This is a genomic window from Pseudomonas sp. PsB (assembly GCF_043658375.1).
Taxonomy (GTDB): Bacteria; Pseudomonadota; Gammaproteobacteria; order Pseudomonadales; family Pseudomonadaceae; genus Aquipseudomonas; species Aquipseudomonas putida_Z.
The window spans coordinates 26,884-44,880 of the sequence record NZ_JBIGLU010000022.1 but is presented as its reverse complement, the minus strand read 5'-3'; the positions used below and the strand labels follow the sequence as shown (position 1 = coordinate 44,880).

Here is a 17,997-nt window from a genome sequence, read left to right as displayed (position 1 = left end):
TTAAAGCGGCTTCATTGGCCTGGAGGCGAACAGCGTTCGCCCGTTGGCTGTGAGCGGATTGATCCCCGATCCGTTGTCGCAATACATCTGCAACACAGATCGGTTTCCAGGCAAAAAACCGCCAAAATTGGCGCGAAATGGTTGGGTTGTTTGTCCAATGTTGGTTACAGAAAACAATGCATTGGCTAGAACATAGTCTTGGTAACTGCCGGTCCAAGGCATCTGATTGCTGGGCGCATACCACGCGCCTCCTGTCAAAGGGTCGCCCGCCACAACAAAGGAGTTGGACGCAGGTTGGCCATTCAGCAGCGCCAGGTTGGCGGTGGTGACAAAGGTCCGGTTGCCCACGGCGTCCCGAACCGAGGCCCCGTATTGCCCCGGAGCTGCATCCGGCACCCTGTAGCTCGCGCAGAACCAGTTGATCATCATCGGATACAGGGCAGCCTCCCCATGTCCGCTTTGGTTGTTCCAGGCTTTCAGCCTGAAGCCGGTCCAGTTCCCCGGGCTACCTTTCACCGAAAAGTTACCGACCATCATGTAGTCATCGGCATTCAGAAAGACCAGTGGCCTTTCATACGTGGTGATCGGGGCGGCAAAGTTCACATCGGCCCATTGGATCTGATTTCTGCTGCCAGGTCCTTGAAAGCCAATATTGAACCTACCGTTGTAGCGAACCGTTAGCACCTGATTGATCGAGTCGATCTGCGTTCGAATGTTGTTGTTCGAAGCGCGGATGCCATAAGAACCAGGTGCAGCGAACGGCTCGCCACCCAGCGACAGAATCATCACCTGCCAGGTCTGGGTGTAGGGTTGCCGCAGTTGCAGCTGCCCCGTCGAGTACCATGCTTGTGGGCTGCTTGTGTTTTCTCCTCCGTCATACAGTGCATCCACGACCACGAACGACTGCGCCTGGATCTCGGGAATGGAGATGTACTGGTCGAACGCTCCGTTGCCAGCAACCTGCATCATTTTCAGCGACCGCACCGAGGTAATGGTGGTGTCCAAGGTGATAACCCCGGACGCATCGCGCGTCCGGAGTCCATACAGGTCAGCCATCAGGTAAGCCTCCCCACTGCTGTCCGCTCGATGCCGTTGGCGTCGTAAACGTACAGGCCTCCGTTGTTGAGCAGAGTCGAACCGTTGGCATCCTGCCCCCTCAGCGTGAACGTACCCGCTGCAAAGTTGATCTCCAGTAGCGGTAGGCCCTGGGCGCTCAGCGCAGCAGATCGAATGGTCATACCGGCCACAATTTGCTGGATGAACGCGGTATTGATCACCGCCTGGTTGATGAAGATCTGCCCGCCTTCGACCACGAACGGCAGGATCGTCTGCCCGTTCAGGCTGTCGATGACCGCCAGCCGCTGGGCCATCAGCAGGATCTCGCCCTCCTCTCCATTGCTGCCGATCGCGATACCCGAGACGACCTTGCGGCCGCCCTGGTTTGTCTCGACCTTCAGCGTGGTTTGAGCCGACACCCTGCCATTGATGTCAGCCATAACCTCGCTGACCTGCTGTACAGAGGCATTGGTCTGGCCCATCTGCGCTTGGACCGTTTCGACCTGGCGCCCCATCGCAATGCCGTCCTCGACCCGGGCCGACTGCTCAGTCCAGACACCCACCAGGCTACCCGTGGCGCCAGCCAGACCGGAGCTGTCCCCTTCCATTTCCGGATTCACCTGGACATACAGCCCGTCCAGGCGGCTGGCTTGGGCCGTCAGCTGTTCGCCTTGCTGGGTCACATTCGTGCTGACCTGCTGCAGTGCAGCAGCCGAAGCACCAGGGCCCAATCGGCCGACCGCGATCCAGTCGATCTCGAACGCACCGCCAGACAGCGCGCCGATATCAATCCGCAGGCGAGTAATGGTGCTGGTGATCCAGTCATTGCCGCCGGCAAACAGGTTGGCCATGTCCCACTCGACGATCGCACTCTCCCCGATCGCAATGTTCGGGTTCGCCGCTCTGGCGATGTAGCTGCCAGAGAAGCCATGGCCAGCCGTCTGATAGAACAGCGAACTGTCCCAGTCAGTAGACGCCCCGGCCCGCCGGGTGATCTTCACCTTGATCCGGCTGTAGAGCGCGCCATTGATGCTGACAATCGGGCTGACCAGGTTCGGGTCGTTTGCCGTTGCCGTAATCGTCATGCTGCCGGTACCGGCGGTGAGCGTGGCGTTCGTCGCGGTCCAGCCCTCCACACTGGAATCGAACTGCCAAGTTGCGCCTGGTGCGGAATCAAGGCCGCCCGCACCGAGACCACCAATGGTGTTGCGCAGCTCGGTGATGGATTGGCCCTGACTGGTCAAGGTGGTGCCGTGCTGGTCGACAGTCGTCGACAACGCCTGCACTGCCGAAGCCTCTGCCTTGGTGGCCACCTGCGTCAGCGCGCTGGCAGCCGCTGCAGCGGCGTCCGTGGCAACCTTGTCGGTCACCGCCACCCAGGCCGAGCCGTTCCACCTTTTCGGCGTGTTGGCGTTGCCCGTGGTGTCAATCCACAGGTTTTGCGCCAAACGCTTGTCAGCAGCCGGTGCGGCCGTGCCGTAGATCACCTCCCCCTTTGCGCCGGCAGCCGTCGCTGCCGCCTGCGCGGCCTGCTGCGCGGCGCTAACGTTCTGATTGGTGGTCGTCAGGCTGTTTTCGAGGTTGATGATCGAGGACCCTTGGGACGAAAGCCCGGCCTCGTTCTGTTCCACGCGAGTGGTGATGGCCTGCAAAGCTGCCGCCTGGCCTGCAGCAGACTGTTCAGTAGACGGGGCATAGGCCGTGGCCACAGCCCCCTCTTGAAACTGAACGTTGTCCAATTCGCCCCAGATCGATGCCGTTGCCGGGCCGCCATTCAAAAAGCGCCCCGCCCACACTGAGGCGGAAACAGCCCCTACCGGGGCGGTCATCAGGGCCACATAGCGACCGTACTCGGCAGTGGCAACATGAAACGCAGACACAGTGGAAATCACCACGCCGGCGGCATTCACGAACTGGACGTACTGCCGGAACTGAATCCCGGCGGTGCCACGCGCCCAGACGCTCAGTGCGTACTGACTGCCCGGCCGAACCTTTGGTCGAGCGACACCGTCACCACCGTAGGTAATGTCGATGTAGTCGTTTACAGGCAAGGCCGGGTGGTCAACCCGCTGCGCCTTGGCGCTTTGCGAGAGAGACGAGGCCACCAGCGAAGTGCTGAAGCCGGCAACGGTGGCACCGACGTTCCAGTACTTGGCCCGGGTCGCGGTTGCAAGCTCCTCGAACGACGAGTTGGCCAGGAGGTTATCTCCGCCGATGTTGCTGATCTGGTTGTTCAGCTCGGTGATGTTCGCGCCTTGGCTCGTCAGGGTAGTGCCCTGGCTCGCGACGCTTGTGCTGAGCGCCTGCAGCGCTGCGGCATCGGCCTTGGCATCAACCTTGTTGTTGAGGCTGATGATCGCTGCGCCCTGAGACGACAGGCCCGTCTCGGTCTGTTCGACCCTGTTTTGTAGCGCTTGTGTTGCTGCGGCCTGAACTGCTGCAGATTGTTCTGTCGAGGGGGCATAGGCCGTAGCTACTGCACCTTCTTGGAACTGAACGTTGTCCATCTCGGACCAGGCTTGAATAGTGGCAGACCCACCATTCAGCATTCGGCCCGCCCAAACAGTGACCGACACGGTGTCAGCCGGTGCAGTTGCGAGGATCACGTAGCGGCTATAGTCAGCAGTCAGGCTGTGAATCGCGACGGGTGCGCTCAGTATGGCACCGGCAGCGTCCCTGAACTGCAAGTACTGTCGGAACTCCACTCCAGGGGTGCCCCGGGCAAAGACGCTCAGCGCGTACTGCGCCCCCGGCCTGGCCTTAGGCCTCGCCATATTGTCCCCGCCATAGGCCAGGTCAACGTAGCCGCCAGCAGGCAGAGCGGGATGCTCCACACGCTGGGCCTTGGTGCTCTGCGCCAGAGGCGAATCCACCAGCGACGTAACCGTACCGGCAACGGTGGCACCGACGTTCCAGTACTTGGCCCGGGTCGCGGTTGCAAGCTCCTCGAACGACGAGTTGGCCAGGAGGTTATCTCCGCCAATGTTGCCGATCTGGTTGTTCAGCCGTGTCAACGAGGCACCCTGACTGGTCAGGGCTGTGCCTTGGCTTTTGACCACCGTGTCCAGTGACTGCAGCGCCGAGGCTTCGGCCTTGGTAGCTACCTGAGCCAGCGCGCTTGCTGCCGCAGCCGCAGCGTCTGTCGCGACTTTGTCCGTCACGGTGACCCAAGCCGTGCCGTTCCAGCGCTTGGGCGTATTGGCGTTTCCGGTCGTGTCGATCCACAGATTCTGAGCCAGGCGGTCCGCCACTGCCGGCGCGGTCGACTGATACAGCACCTTACCCTTGGCACCGGCAGCGTCGGAGGCAGCCTGAGCCGCCTGCTGGGCGGCGGTGACATTCTGGTTCGTGGTGGTCAGGCTATTCTGCATGCCAACGAGCGCCTGGCCCTGCGACGCGATGGTGTCTCCTTGCTGCGTCACCTTCGAGGACAGGCTGTCAACGACCGTCGCGTCTGCCTTGGTCTGCGCTACCGACAGCGCATTGGCCGCTGCGGCGGCAGCATCCGTCGCCACTTTGTCCGTCACGGCCGACCAGGCGCTGCCGTTCCAGCGCTTCGGCGTATTGGCGTTGCCCGTGGTGTCAATCCACAGGTTTTGCGCCAGGCGGTCAGCAGCAGCCGGGGCGGCCGACTGCACGATCACCTTGCCTTTGCCACCGGCCAAAGTTGCTGCGTCCTGGGCGGCCTGTTGGGCAACGGTGACGTTCTGGTTGGTGGTGGTGAGGCTCGATTGCACCCCGTCGATGCGCTCGGACTGAGCAGTGAGCTTCCCGTCCTGCTCGGTGACCTTCGTCTCTACAGTGGTCAAGCGGGCTGCCAGGCCATTGGCCGTCTGCACTGCCTGGCCGATATCGGTCCAGAAGGTGGCGTTCGGTGGCGGATTACCGGCCGGCACGTCGACCTTGGCCTGGTATAGCTTGCCGTCCTCGCCCAGCACGCCCTGGCCAGCGGTGTAGGCCTGGTTGGGCTTGTAAGGCATCGAGTCAGCCAGATCGGCGATCGTGTCAATTTGCTGCTGCAGGTCCTGCTGAGCCTGGGTGATTTGCGTGCCCAGCTGGTCGGTGATCTCGGTGACCTGCTCGCCCAGGTCCTGAATGCGCGCATTGACCGAGCCAGGAGTGCTCGGCGGGCCTGAGATCAGTTCGATCTCTTCCCGCAGCGCGGGCGCCAACTGGCCACCCTCGATCTTGTCCTTCAGCGCATCGAGCATGTTCTCGACATCAGTCGATGTAGAGGCCACCACTTTCAGGAAGGCGCTCACCCCGTAGGCATTCTTCGAGCGAACGAAATAGGCATAGTTGGTGGCAAACGCCAGACCGGTGTGGGTCAGGGACAGGCCTTGGCCCAGGTACTCACCCTCGGTTGCCTGCGGATTCGTCGAGAAGAAGTACTCGTAGGTTCCTCCATTCAGTCCATGCAGTGTGTTGCCCGGGATCAGAGTGATGGTGTCGATGGTCGCCTGCACCACGCACGACTCTGGAATAGGCGGGCCGTCGATGCTCACCGTGATGCTCGCCTCGCCGGAGCGGGTCAGCGGACCGAGAGCGGCCACACTCATGGTGTAACTACCAGACGGCAGGCCCGACAGTGGCAGCTTGAGCGCCGTAGCCGGTACCTGCTGGGCCTGGACTGCGGTCGCGCCTTGGCGGACAGTGACGGCGTAACTGGTGACCACGCCAGAGGGCGCCGCCCACGACAGAGTGCCCTGTACCGACTCGGCGTTGTCATCGGTCGACCAAGTGAGCCCGGTGGGACTACCCAGCCCCCCAGTCGGCAGTTTGATAAACCCGATTGGGTTGTAGGGCTGGCCAACAGCGTCGTGAAACTGCGCGGCATCGTACTGCTGCAGCTGGGCGGTGCACCCCTGGTCCGAGCCCATACTCCAGTTGGTGACGATGAACTCGCCCAGAATGTTCAGCGATGGCAGGTTCACGCGCACGGCGCGGCCCGGCCGGCAGTTGTAGCCCATGAAGTTCATCGGCACGCTGATGGTGCCGCCCGCACGCCGGCGGCGCAGCTCGATGTTCGCTAAGCGCTGGGCCTGGTACGCATCAGTGACGTAGGAAAAGGACAGCGTTTCTGCAGCCTCGCCGCCGTCCTCGATAACCCACTCTGCAATGCTTACCTCAGGGTAGTCGGTCTCAGTCCATGATTGCGAAGTGTCAATGAACGTGCCGCGCACCGTGTTGATGGCGGCGTCGTTGGTCGGCTCGGTGCTGCCGGTGATGGTGCCGACCACCATGTCCTCGGTGATCTCGAAGTCATAAGGGCCGTAGTACGCCCCAGCCTGGAACATCCAGCGACCACCGACACGAATAGTCCGGCCACCACAGGCGGCCTCGAGCTTCTGCAGCACGTTGGTACGCTGCTCGTCGGCGCCGATCACACAGCTGCTGCGGTAGCGCGGGCTAGTGGTGTTGTCAGGATTGGCGACAGATTCGTCGCAGATATTGGCACCGCTAGCGAACGTCTCGAACACGATCTCATCGTCCGGCACGCCGCAACGATTGCGCAGGTACCACAGGATGTGAAGCGCTGTGTTCTCGGTGTAAACGGCTGTTCCGCTGCGCGGGTCGTAAATGTCGTTGCGGCCACGGACGATGAAGCGTGCGTCAGGGATGCCAGAAGGGAATTTCTCGGCGCTGTACTTCAGCGACAGGCGCACGAACGACAGCCCACGGCCGATTTGCTCGTCTTTCCAGTCCGGGCAGTTGGCCTTGAGGAACGCGTTCACTTGGGTCGGGTTTACAACCAGCTCATAGGTGGCGTGCTCGCCGTAGGTGGCGATCTCCTCCTCGCCGAGGTAGATGTTCTCCAGAGCATCGACCGGGCCCTCGCAAAGGACGTAGACCAGGTGCAGCCATTCGCCATCGGTTTGGTCGCCGGCCTGCTCCTGCGCCCAGACCAAGACGCCGCCGGTACTGACGCGGCCAAGGATGAAACGCGCTGGCGCCTTGGAGGAGCGGACGGTCTGGGCCGACGGCTCGTTGTCGCGCATCGGCGACTTGGTGTTCAGCTTCTCCTGCTGCTCGGCCATGTAGAAGGCCATGCCGGCGCCGATAGCCGCCCCCACGGGGCCGCCCTGGACGAAGCCAATCACCGCACCAACAGCTACCTGAGCTATCTTCTTGACGCCACCGGACATTATTCAACTCTCCAGACTGCAAGCGGGTTGCACACCACGCGGGCCACCCCGTCGTCAGTGGTCGCCCAGTAATCGTTTGCCCAGTACACGGCCATGGACCGGCCGCCGGGCGCTTCGTACATGGCAATGTCGCCGCGCTGGATGAATGCCGGCGCCACCCTGGCAAAGCAGGCATCCCAGGCTGCCTCAAGGCTGCCGTGCCGCTTCTTCAGCGCCCGCTTCGCCCCTGCCTCGGTCTTGTAGGTGCCGCGGTACGCTTCAGCCGGGTCGGTACCGCACACCGCTACCGCGCAGTCCGCCGCGAACAGGCAGCAGTCAAATTCGCCCCATGAAAAAGGCCGCTCTATGGCGGCCTTGATCACTTCACTGAGGCGTGTGGTCCAGTCTCGGTAGCGCATGGCTATTTCTCGTAGGTGAACGTCGGAGCGTCCTTCTTGGAGCCCCAGTAGATGGGCCATTCGGACATTTGGGCGATGGCATAGAAGAAACGGTCGCCTTGGTGGCGGGCGCGGTGGTTCTCGTCGGTGAAGCGCTCGGTACCCGTGCGGCTCCACTCGGCCATCCGGTCAACGATCGGGACGGTGATCTTGTTGCCGTCCTCGCCATTGCCGGCGTAGGAAAAGGTGGCTGCGTCCATGCGGCCAGAGAACAAGATGTCGGCGGCGTAGTTGCCCTGCTCGTCGAACACCACAAACATCAGCTTGCCAGAGCGCCCGCGGCAGCCGCGGATATTGGTCTCGGTGATGATGTAGCTGTCCAGGCCGGTGAGTGCTAGGTCGATCGACATCGGGGAGTTCGAGTTGTCGCTCTCCTGCGACTGCCCTACCTCGCCGAACTGCCCTACCCCCAGATATGTGATGCCGCCGATCACCAGGTCGCCGGTACCCGTGTGCGCGTATACAGGGCCGTCTTCGAAGTCGAGCTGGCAGGCGTACACGCTGAGGAACCTGCCCGTGGCGATGATATCGACCACGCTCTGGCTGAATGGGAACGTCGAGGGCATCAGAAGGCCTCCCTGAACTGGTAGCTGCCGTTCGACACTGCCTGGCGCACGGTCATGCTCCAGGTGTCCTGGGTCATGCGCATTTCGGAATACGGGTTGAGGTATTCGATGGCCGAACCAACCGCCAAGGTTTGGCGAATGCGTTTGTTCACCTGCACCAATGCCTGCCCTTGGGCGTTGGCCGCGGCCGGCTTGATCACTTCAAACATCTCGCCGGCGATCGTCATGTAATCCCCGACCGAGAACATCTGAGTGTTTGGTGTGGCGCCGCCGACCTGGATAGAGCGGGACTGCGACGGGCCACTAACGACCTTCAGAGCCCCCACACTATTGCCACGACGCCGCGTGAAAGCCGGCACGTTGACCGTACCGAACATCCCGTCCAGTTCGCCCAGGAACGACGACAGCTGCCGCTCCTGCTTGCGCGTGAGCAACCCGAACGTGATGGTGCATTGCCAATAGGCGCCCGGCTGCCCAACGATCTGCTGGGCGTTAGAGAGTGTTGAGGTGAAGGCACGGCTGTTGTTGACTATGCCCCACGTCATTTCAGACGGGCGCAGCGATGCCGGCCATTGGATAGCCATGCAGTACTCCTTCTTGCTATCGGTTTCGGGCGATCAGCTGCCGCGCCGGCCCGTTCATCTTGAGATCGCGCAGCACAAGGTTGTAGCCATCCTGCGCACCCTTCTGTGCGGCCTGCTGGATTCGGGCCAGGGTGGCGTCGTCGGCAGTACCTTGGACGCTGATGTGCTGAACGATCCCGGGCGCCGAACTGATCGACGCCTCGGGTTGGCTGGCAGCCAATTGCGTAGCGGTCGAGGCAATCCGCGGCGTCACGAATCCGCCGGAGGCGTAACCCCTGACGTTCAGCCCCTCCAGGTAGTTGCGCATACCTGGCTGGGCCACCACCTCCTTGCGGAGGACGAATTCACCGCCGTGCACCACACCCTTCGGTTCAAACTTGCCGCCGTCACCGGTATAGCCGCCGGTGGAAAGCTGCTTTAGCGGCTCACTGAATCCAGTCATGGTGCCTTGGCCTAGCGCCTGGCTACCACCGCCCAAGAAGCCGAATGCAGTACCAAGAAAGCCGACAGCCGCCTGCCGCACCTGGATGCGGATCAGGTCCTCGATGACCCCATCCGCAAAATCCTTGAAGGACAACTTCCCGGTTTTGACGAAGGTGACGATGCTGTCTTCCATATTGGAGAAAGCATTAGTGAACAGCGTTCTTGTTTGCCCCGCGACGTTGCGCGCCTGCTCTAAGTAGGTGCCGAATGCGGCCCGTGCACCAACCGACCAGTCTGACTGCAACTCATCGACGCGCTGGTAGTACTGTTCCTGCTTAGCCAACCGCTGATCCAGCGCGCTTTGCAGGGCGGCGTTTTCCTTTTGATAAAGGCTCTCGCTAATACGTCCCTCGTTGCGCTGCTGCAACAGGTTGTCCATCTGCTGCTGGTACTGCTGCTCGATGCTGAATCGCTCTTGCAGGCGCTGCTGGGCCTGGTCGCCAAGACCCATGCCGGCTAGGTTGTTGTCCAAGCCCACCGATGCGCGCTGCAGCTGGCTGTTCAGGTTTGCTTCGAAGGCCGCCAGTTTCTGCGCTTCTTCCGTGGCTACTTTACGCAGTTGCATTTCGCGCTCGAGCCCTGCGTTGCGCTTCAGCTGAGCAGTAATCAGATCCTGATTCGCCAGCAGCGACTTCTGGTCGGCGGTTAAGGTCTTCTTGTCCTTGATGTCGGCCAGTTGCTGCTCCCAGCGCACTAGGGCTTGGCCAGCTTCGCCCAGCTTCTGCATCTCGCCGCGCTGGGCACCGATTAGGCCATTCTGCTGCTGGAGCACCGAGTATTGCTGGCGAGCTTGGTCGAGGGCCTTGGTGCCGGCGTCTTCGCGGTAGGCAGGGGTTTTCGGGCCGGGCTTGTCCTTCAGCTTCTTCTCGATTCCTGCGGCCAAGGAGTCATAAGCGCCGCCTGAGAATTTCTTGCCGTCGTACTGCACCCCAGCAAGCAGCGGGCTGTCCTTTCCACTGCGAGCTGACGCTGACATTAATTCAAAGAATTGTTCGTTGAGCTTCTTGTATGCATCCGCTCGCTTGTTGGCCGGACTGACGTTGTCGAGCTGAGAGTCGAGCTCTCGGCTGATCCTGATCAGGTCGCGGTTGGCATTGTTGAGATCAGTCTGAGCTTGGGTTTCTCGCTCTGTAGCCTTGGCTTTCTCTTCAGAGTTCGACACCACGGTTCTCAGCGCCTGGTTGGTATTGTCACCAAAGCTGAAAAGATTCGACAGTGCACCCAAGAAACCGCCCTCTTGGCGTCGCTCCAAGATGCGTCGAGCAATGTCCGCCTGCTGCGCTTCGTTCGGCGCAACTTCGGCCTTGACCTCCGCATAGGCATTGCTGATTGCTTTCTTGATCGAATTCCAATCTCTCTCGATGTCGGAGAGTGATTCCCTATATTTCCTCAGTCGCTCTTGGGCAGCCGTATTCAGGTTCTCGCTCAAAACATCAAGTGCGCGCTGATGCTCGCCCTGGTCATCCAAGGCCTTAATGACCTCATACTGCTCAAACGTCAGGAGCCCGTATTGCTCGCTAATCTTGGCAGCTGAATCGGTAGCGTTCTTCCCGGACTTTTCGAGGGCGGTAGCGACTTCCTCTACACCCTTGCCGGTGATTTCGCTGATGGCTACGGCAGCAGTGGCAAGGTTTTGAATCTGAGTGGAGCTGCCAGCCAACCCTGACGATAGCGAGATTACGGCATCCCTCGCACCTCCAAAGCTACCGGTAACTTTCCCCACGGTAGTTGCGATTTGATTGAGAGATTCAACCGTCTGCCCAGTTCGGTTCACGCCCGTGAAAATGGCGCGACTGAACGCCCCCATCTCTCTCTGAGCGTCGTAAAAGGCATAGCCTAAGCCAGCAATGGCCGCAGCTGAGACGGTGGCAGGGTTTACGAGCTCCAGCAGGTAGCCGCCCATGGCTTTAGCCGCGGCGCCGATACCGCCGAACGAATCTTTAATTTGCGAACCTTGTTGCAAAAAAACTGTCAACGGCGCTTGTCCGCCCTGCAGGCTGACAAAAATGTCACTGAACTGTGCGGGCAGCATTCGCATCGCTGCCGCCGTTTGCTTGGCACTAACGCCAGTTCTGCCAAGCGCCTCATCAAAGCGACTTAATTCATCGCGCGACTGCTGGATCTTGGAGCGGTATTCGCTGAACGTCGACGGATCGAGGTTGCCCAGCTTGCGCTGCTGGGATAGTCGCTTTTCGAGGTCATCCAGCCTGCCAAGCGCCTTTACGGTTGGATCTATCTCACCCAGCAGAGCGGATACATCGCCAGCCTGTTCCTTGAGTGCCTGGCCGGCCTTCCTGGCGCTTTGCTCAACGCCAGCGGCGGCCTTCTCGGCTCGACCTCCAGCATCAACAAGGCGATCCAGGTCAGTGGCTGCGCTCACGGCATCCCCAGACTCAACTCGAATGCCGAGCTCCGCAATGGTTGTCATGCTTTTCTCCAGGCATAAAAAAACCCGCCGCAGCGGGTTCTACTGAAATGTGATGATTCAGCTTTTTAGGAGCTTGGCCTTTTCGGACTCAAACTCTTCTTTGGTCAGGTGTCCGCTATCTTTCAATGCGGCGAGTTTTTCAAGCTTCTGAAATCTGTCCGAGACAGCCGGTGACGCTGCGCCTGGAGAGATTTCTGTAGGCTTTCTAATTGCTGAGGCGGACCAGATTAAGGCGGCTAGCCATCCTATGAACGTCCACCCCAAAAAAAGATCAAGTAGAAAAATGGATGTCCCGTTCGGGTGACCTCGCTTCGCGGCCACAAAAGTGGGCAAGAAGTAGATCACGAATGCGGCGATCAGCATGATGAATGCTGCGACAGGGCTAGTTTCTTCCGTCATGGATGTTCTCCTTGTTGATGAGGGCAATCTACCATCGCGTCGTGTCAGCGCAAAACTGAGTAGCGCCGCCAAAAAGAAAAGGCACCCGAAGGTGCCCTCTCGATGCCGTTCACGGCCCATGCCCTACCAAATCGAACCCAAGCCTTTGCCTAGCACACCGCAGCACAGCGTACCTAGTCGAACCCAGCCATGCCGAATGATGGCTTACAGGCAAACCTGGTGATCGCACGGATGGCTATCACCGAAACCGGCTGCATGGCCCGTACTCGCCGCAAGTCCTTTGACCTACATGTGGCGAACATGTGTTCGTCGGACGCTTACCAAGTACCCGCTAAGGGGTAGTGTTCAATGCGGCACTCATGGGGATGGCCATCGCCTTTACACGTCCCATCCAGATATCGGTAGTTGATGTGCATCAACTGGCCTTTTTTGGGCCACTGCCTGCGTGGGAGCGTGCTTTGGTAATCAGCAGTTTCCGGTACGAATGTGATAGTCGCCCCCTTTTCCGGGCATTCTGCCGTGGTCGAGGCCTGGCTTACCTTAACGACCTGGGCCTGTAGCTTTGGATAGGGAAGCTTCAACACATCAGTGATATTTAGCTCCATACGGCAAATTTGCCACGTCGATGCTTGCACTGGCTGACACATTACGAAGAAGGGAACGGCAAATAGGGCGTAGCGAGTTGCACGGAAGTCCATTATTGGCCCTGCGTTGAATATTGATATCCGAGGCATTATCAGACGTGAACTCACCGAATCATAGGGCGATCCTGTCTCGCGCGCATTCAGCCAAGTCGATGCGCGCCCAAGCCATGCAAGGTGCCTTCAGCGAACGCTTACGGTTGATACGCACGCCTGGCGCGACCTTGAAGCTTTTCCGGAACCGTAACGCCATGACTCGACTCCTTGAGGAAGGCAATGAGCCTTCATCCCCCAAACCTGCGGGGACCGCAATCCTGTCCACTCATCCACCAGCTGTAACGGAAAAGCCACCCCAGACGCAAAAAGCCCAGCGCGGGGCTGGGCTCTTGAAACAAACTGCCAAATCTAACCGGACTAGAATGTCTCGAGGATCACCACGATCAGGACCGCATTTCCCAAAGTCAAAAAACGAGGGTCGCCTCCAACTCGATCAACCATTTGTCGTTACGGCCCCTCACATCCTCCAGCTCGCCGTCCAAGTGCAAATGCAACGAAGCTAGCTCACGACTGCGATTCACACCCAAGGGGTCTAGGCGATCGATCAAGTACACGACGAAGGTACTGGCTAGCCCTGTCAACGCGCCAACAATGACTGCAGAAATAATCGAACCCATGGCTCCCAAGCCTGGTATTGCCAGAATGTACTTCTCGATGATCTCCTCTAACGCAACTCCGCCAATCACCACGGCACCGGCAGACACCACCTTCAGCGCCTCGTGCGCCCCCTCACGCAATGTCATGCCTTGAGGTGGAAATGCCAACATCTTGATTGCCCGCAGCAAGGACATGAAGCCCTCACGAAACATGCGGACTGCGCGCTTCCCAGTGGTCTTTAGGGTGTTGAGGAAGACCGTGACCAAATTAGACAAAACACCTGCAACAAAGCCTGCTCCACCGGCGGCGAGAGCGGATTTCCACTGTTTTCCGACACGGCTAGCTACTCGCTCCATTCGACTACGTAGCTCCGGCCATATTTTGTCGTGAATGGCCCCGTTTCGATAGAAGTCCTTCAGTTCGTCGAAGGTGGCACTAAAAAATTCGACCAGCATTAGCCCAAAGGCTTGCTGAAAGGCCATTTTGCCACCTTCCTTCAAGCTGGTTCCGATTACATCGTCACGAAATTTATTGCCCTTATAATACGAATCACGCAGCTTCCCTTCGTACTCCTCCCGCGCCGCTTTGTCTTTTGCTAGTAGACGCTCGGGATTATCTGCAATCGCCTGCTTCTGCTGGTGTAACTCCAGCTCACCTCGCTCACTCTTCGTCAACTCGGGCTTGGACTCAAGCTCTGCAATTCGAGCTCGGCGCTTGGGGCTTTCATGTTGCAGTTGGGCGACTACGTCAACAGCCGCGCGCTGGCCCTTCGACTTATTGAAGCGCTCCATGGTCGGGTTGAGGTTAGTGGGGGCATTGGCTAGATCCACACCGTCAAGACCCGCCAGAACACGCCCGGCATCTTCGTCAATTTCCTTTGCCGCGATCGTATGATCTAAGTTGCGCGAGTCTAAATTTTTATGCCTGAAGATTTTACCGGTATAGGCGTCTTCAAGACGACCTTCAGACTGCGCTTTGGTATCGAGAGCGTTCTTGTCTATATACCTCTTGTCGCCGTGATAGTCGTCCGGGTTATATTTCGACTTCTTGGCATACTCCTGCCGCGCTTCGTCGGTGGCATAGACTTTTTGGCGGGCGTTGTGAATGGTATCTACGTTTCCACCCACCTTGTCGTACACCGCGAGTACTCGCCCAAGGCCAAATGGTACGGCAACCGCTTGAAGTACTTCGCGGCGGCTGTCGCTGAGCAACTGCTCGAAACGCTCCTGGGTAAAATTTTCGCTGAATACACTAAGCACTGCGTCAACATCGGATTCGCACACCTTTTTATCGATGTCCACTGACAGCGAACCAAACAATGAGTCGATCCGATGTTGATTGACTGGTTGTTGCAGCAATACTGACGCCTCTCCTGCAGTCGGCAAAGCCACAAGTACCGGTTGTTCACCTAGTTGAGCCTGCAGTTGGCGACGCGCCTTGAACCGCTCGATTCGATCCGTCATGAAACTCTCCGTCAGGCGCTAGCGCGCAACTGAACCCAGTGGGCGAGGAATTGTTGCTCCGACTCGCTGACTTGCTCATCGAGATAGATCACAAAGCGTACGATTTCCTGGAACAAGTCCTGTGCATCAGTACCCACTTTTTGCGCCATCGCAAAAGCATCCATTATAGTCGGCGGTTGCGCGATTAGTGCATCCAGCGCGTTTCTCACTTGGGGTGGAAGCCATTTGGCTCCCATTCCCAAGAGTAACTCGTCAATCTGCTCCTGCTCCTCGCGGCTGACTTCTCCGTCGCACGCGGCACAGGCTTGGGCCACAGCCTGCATGGCAATAAGCATGCGAAAATAGCCGTCGTTGTCCTGGATTCGAGCGCCAGCTTTTTTCAAGGCCGCTTCGAAGCGCTTTTCGCGCTCCAAGCTCCGCACTTTCTCACGTGCTTCACCGCGCGACTCGGCGTCCAGAATTTTGGCGCTTTCACGAGTTTTACGGGCCGCCCAGAACGCTCCCATCGATGTACCGAAACCACTGACGTAATCACGTGAAGCATCGAAGCTGCCACTGACAACATCACGAGTCGAGCCATAAGCATCCGAGACAACGTCGACAACTACGTCAGTTGCACTAGAAACGGTATCTCGCGTGGCGTCGAAGGCATCCGAGACCATGTAGACCACCTTATCGGCCGCTTCGGATACTGTATCTCGCGTCGAGCCATAGGCGTCCGAAACCACGTCCGCCACCTTGTCTGCGGTCTCGACCACCGTATCGCGGGTTGCGCCATACGCATCAACAACAACACCTGTAGCCGTGGAGACTGTCCCCACTGTGGCTTCATATGCTTCGGATACGTTTTCAACTACCTTGTCAGCAGCCTGAGAAACCGTGTCGAGAATCCTTCGGAACATATACGCCAAGTCCTTTTCAGGCTTTAAGAGGTCACAATTCTCATTTTCGCCAAGAACGATGTCAATATGCCTTACCACCTACCTAGACGCGTGCCCGATCGAGCCAAAACCCGCCAAACACGATGATTTCTGATGGTCAGCCCTACTCCGCGGCATCAGCCATTACCGCGAGCGCCTCGTTCTCCATGACGCGAAGGTCAGGAAACACTTCCTCCAGCGCTCGACGTTTGATCCCAATCATCTTGGCGGTGCCGGGGATGGCGGTGTAGTCGAGCCCTGACGGGCCGGCCGGACCAAGGCGCCACTGGGTGCCCAGAGCTTCAAATAGGCAGAAGGCCGGCCATACATCCGGCCAGACCTCCACATCCTCGGTTTCAATGTCGTCCAGGGTGAGCCCCAGGAATGCCAGCTGCTCGGCGGACGGACCCTGTTCGTACAAGGCCCGTGCCGCCGCCTTCAGTTTCCCAGGCGGGCTGGGTTGTAGGCTTCCTGGTAGGCGTCCAGAACGGCTTGAGGAGCACCGACGCAGGTGGTTACCAGTTCTAGGATCGCGTCATGGGTGAACTTGTCGTCAAAGCCCCAGCCTACGGTGACGGCCTTGATCTGCTCAGCCTGGAGTTGCACCTGCCCGGCAGTGAACTGCTCGAGGCTCGCACCCTCGGCCTTAGCCTTTTCAGCATTGGCTTCGGCAGCCTGGTTCCAGCTGTCGTAGAGCTTGGCCAAGGCGGTGCGGTCGAAATAGCGGAACGTGAATTCTACCGCCACCGGTTCGCCGCCCACACGCGGGATGTTCACCTCAGCAGTGAACGTGGGGTTTTGCGCGATCTTGATCTTCGCCATGAGGGCTCCTTACGCGCCGGCCAGGTAACGAAGCGAGCGAGCCGACAGGCCGACGCTGATGGTTCGGGTCATCACGTTGTTCCGCTCCATGGTCGGATCGGGGGTGATGCTGACGTAGCCTGGGTACAGGATCTGGTCGCCGTTGCGAAGCTTCATGCGGATCACCGCCAGCTCCTTGGAGGCGTCGTAACCCTCGACAGCCTCGACGTACGCGGCCGTCGGCTGGTCCTCGACCACGATCGACAGGCTGGTAGGGTTTCTGTTGGTAGGGAACTGCTTGTCATCGTCGTCTTCCAAGTATCCAACAGTCGCATACTGCTGCTCACCTCCAGACGAGTTGAACGAGGTGACTTTGGAAATCTGCACCCAGTCGGACACAGGGAGAACGGAGCCTACGCCGGCGCCAGCGGTGAAGCGTTCCGCATCGCTGGTGTCCAAACCGGCCAGGGAGAAGGCGCTGGCTGCAACGTTGGCCGCCTTCACGGCACGGTCGTTGATCAGGGCCCACCCGGAGTTAACCAGGAGAACATCGCCGTTCTGGATGGTGTGATCGGCTGAAGTCGCAACAGGCGGTTTTGCGTTGGTCAGCGCGGTGATTGGGACGGCAGCGCCGATGACGCGTGCGATCTCCAGCACCGCGCCGTTTGGCAGCGGGAAGCGTGCGGCCATGGTGTTTTCCTCTTGGGTAGAAACGAAAAAGCCCGCACTCGGCGGGCAGTACCTTCGTGGTACCGTTGCAATCCCTACGAAAGCAATGGATTCACGAGATGGAAGCGTTCATCATTTTTCATCAGTCCGTATCAGACCATTCAGTAGTTCAGCTTGAATCCAAGGCAATTGACCTGGTCGCACGAGGGATTGAGCGACTGACGGTCGTTATCAACAGCGGCGGTGGAAGCACGTATGCGGGGCTTGGTGCTTTTCACCTTCTTCGAAGCCTTCCGATCGAAGTGAACACCCACACCCATAGTGTATGCGGGTCAATAGCCGCTTCAATTTACTTGGCAGGCAAACGTCGCACCATTGCAGCTGCAAGTGCGGTGATCCTGCACGCGACGACTTACACCGATGGCCCGTTCGCAGGCCAACAGTCGATGTTTAACAAGGTCGTCGCAGAGCCCTTCAGGTCTATTGCTGGCTGGGGCGATGACCTTGTAATGCGGTTCCTGTCGCCTGGCGAGAACTACATGTGGCCTGATGAGGCTGTTGAGCTCGGCTTTGCACACGAAGTGGTTGATCTGCAGATCCCGCCTGGGGCAGAGATTCATCACATCGCATAGAGATCTCAATAGATCGCCTCAGCCTACAACCCAACCGCCTGCAGTCCTCATAGACGCATCCACACTGAGGTGATACGACCTGATTGAGCATTGAACCCTCCCGAACTAGAAAGATGCA

General features: G+C 59.1%; 13 protein-coding genes. 1 reads left to right on the top strand and 12 read right to left on the bottom strand.

Annotated features, from left to right (window positions below; all coding sequences use genetic code 11):
• The 12 genes from ACGLHT_RS22140 to ACGLHT_RS22085 form a co-directional block, all read right to left on the bottom strand.
• The gene (locus tag ACGLHT_RS22140; protein ID WP_274120868.1) at positions 1-1,056 is read right to left on the bottom strand and encodes a hypothetical protein; all 1,056 of its coding nucleotides are present in this window, start codon (positions 1,054-1,056) and stop codon (positions 1-3) included.
• On the bottom strand, positions 1,056-7,202 hold the full coding sequence (locus ACGLHT_RS22135; RefSeq protein WP_274120866.1) for a DUF1983 domain-containing protein: 6,147 nt from the start codon (positions 7,200-7,202) through the stop codon (positions 1,056-1,058). The genes ACGLHT_RS22140 and ACGLHT_RS22135 overlap by 1 nt, the downstream gene beginning before the upstream one ends.
• Entirely contained in the window at positions 7,202-7,600 is a 399-nt protein-coding gene (locus tag ACGLHT_RS22130; RefSeq protein WP_100413931.1) for a DUF6950 family protein, read from the bottom strand. The genes ACGLHT_RS22135 and ACGLHT_RS22130 overlap by 1 nt, the downstream gene beginning before the upstream one ends.
• A gap of 2 nt (positions 7,601-7,602) precedes the next feature.
• On the bottom strand, positions 7,603-8,205 hold the full coding sequence (locus ACGLHT_RS22125; protein ID WP_061302528.1) for a hypothetical protein: 603 nt from the start codon (positions 8,203-8,205) through the stop codon (positions 7,603-7,605).
• Positions 8,205-8,789, bottom strand: coding sequence for a hypothetical protein (locus tag ACGLHT_RS22120; protein WP_100413932.1), 585 nt, complete (start codon positions 8,787-8,789; stop codon positions 8,205-8,207). The genes ACGLHT_RS22125 and ACGLHT_RS22120 overlap by 1 nt, the downstream gene beginning before the upstream one ends.
• A gap of 16 nt (positions 8,790-8,805) precedes the next feature.
• Positions 8,806-11,700 (bottom strand): phage tail tape measure protein, encoded by a 2,895-nt coding sequence (locus ACGLHT_RS22115; protein WP_274120862.1) that lies wholly within the window; start codon positions 11,698-11,700, stop codon positions 8,806-8,808.
• 57 nt (positions 11,701-11,757) lie between these two features.
• Complete coding sequence (locus tag ACGLHT_RS22110) at positions 11,758-12,099, bottom strand: superinfection immunity protein (protein WP_274120861.1); 342 nt, start codon at positions 12,097-12,099, stop codon at positions 11,758-11,760.
• A 1,102-nt stretch (positions 12,100-13,201) separates the two neighbouring features.
• Positions 13,202-14,857: a lactate permease gene (locus tag ACGLHT_RS22105; protein ID WP_100413935.1), complete on the bottom strand. Its 1,656-nt coding sequence runs from the start codon at positions 14,855-14,857 to the stop codon at positions 13,202-13,204.
• Positions 14,858-14,868: 11 nt separating this feature from the next.
• On the bottom strand, positions 14,869-15,759 hold the full coding sequence (locus ACGLHT_RS22100) for a hypothetical protein (RefSeq protein WP_274120858.1): 891 nt from the start codon (positions 15,757-15,759) through the stop codon (positions 14,869-14,871).
• Between the two features lie 142 nt (positions 15,760-15,901).
• Positions 15,902-16,198: a DUF1799 domain-containing protein gene (locus tag ACGLHT_RS22095; protein WP_100413937.1), complete on the bottom strand. Its 297-nt coding sequence runs from the start codon at positions 16,196-16,198 to the stop codon at positions 15,902-15,904.
• A gap of 17 nt (positions 16,199-16,215) precedes the next feature.
• On the bottom strand, positions 16,216-16,599 hold the full coding sequence (locus ACGLHT_RS22090) for a phage tail assembly chaperone (protein ID WP_274120854.1): 384 nt from the start codon (positions 16,597-16,599) through the stop codon (positions 16,216-16,218).
• A gap of 9 nt (positions 16,600-16,608) precedes the next feature.
• Complete coding sequence (locus ACGLHT_RS22085) at positions 16,609-17,268, bottom strand: phage tail protein (RefSeq protein ID WP_217190683.1); 660 nt, start codon at positions 17,266-17,268, stop codon at positions 16,609-16,611.
• Positions 17,269-17,366: 98 nt separating this feature from the next.
• Between ACGLHT_RS22085 and ACGLHT_RS22080 the strand changes: the two genes are divergently transcribed.
• Positions 17,367-17,879, top strand: a complete 513-nt coding sequence (locus tag ACGLHT_RS22080; protein WP_217190681.1) for an ATP-dependent Clp protease proteolytic subunit — start codon at positions 17,367-17,369, stop codon at positions 17,877-17,879.
• Positions 17,880-17,997: the final 118 nt, after the last annotated feature.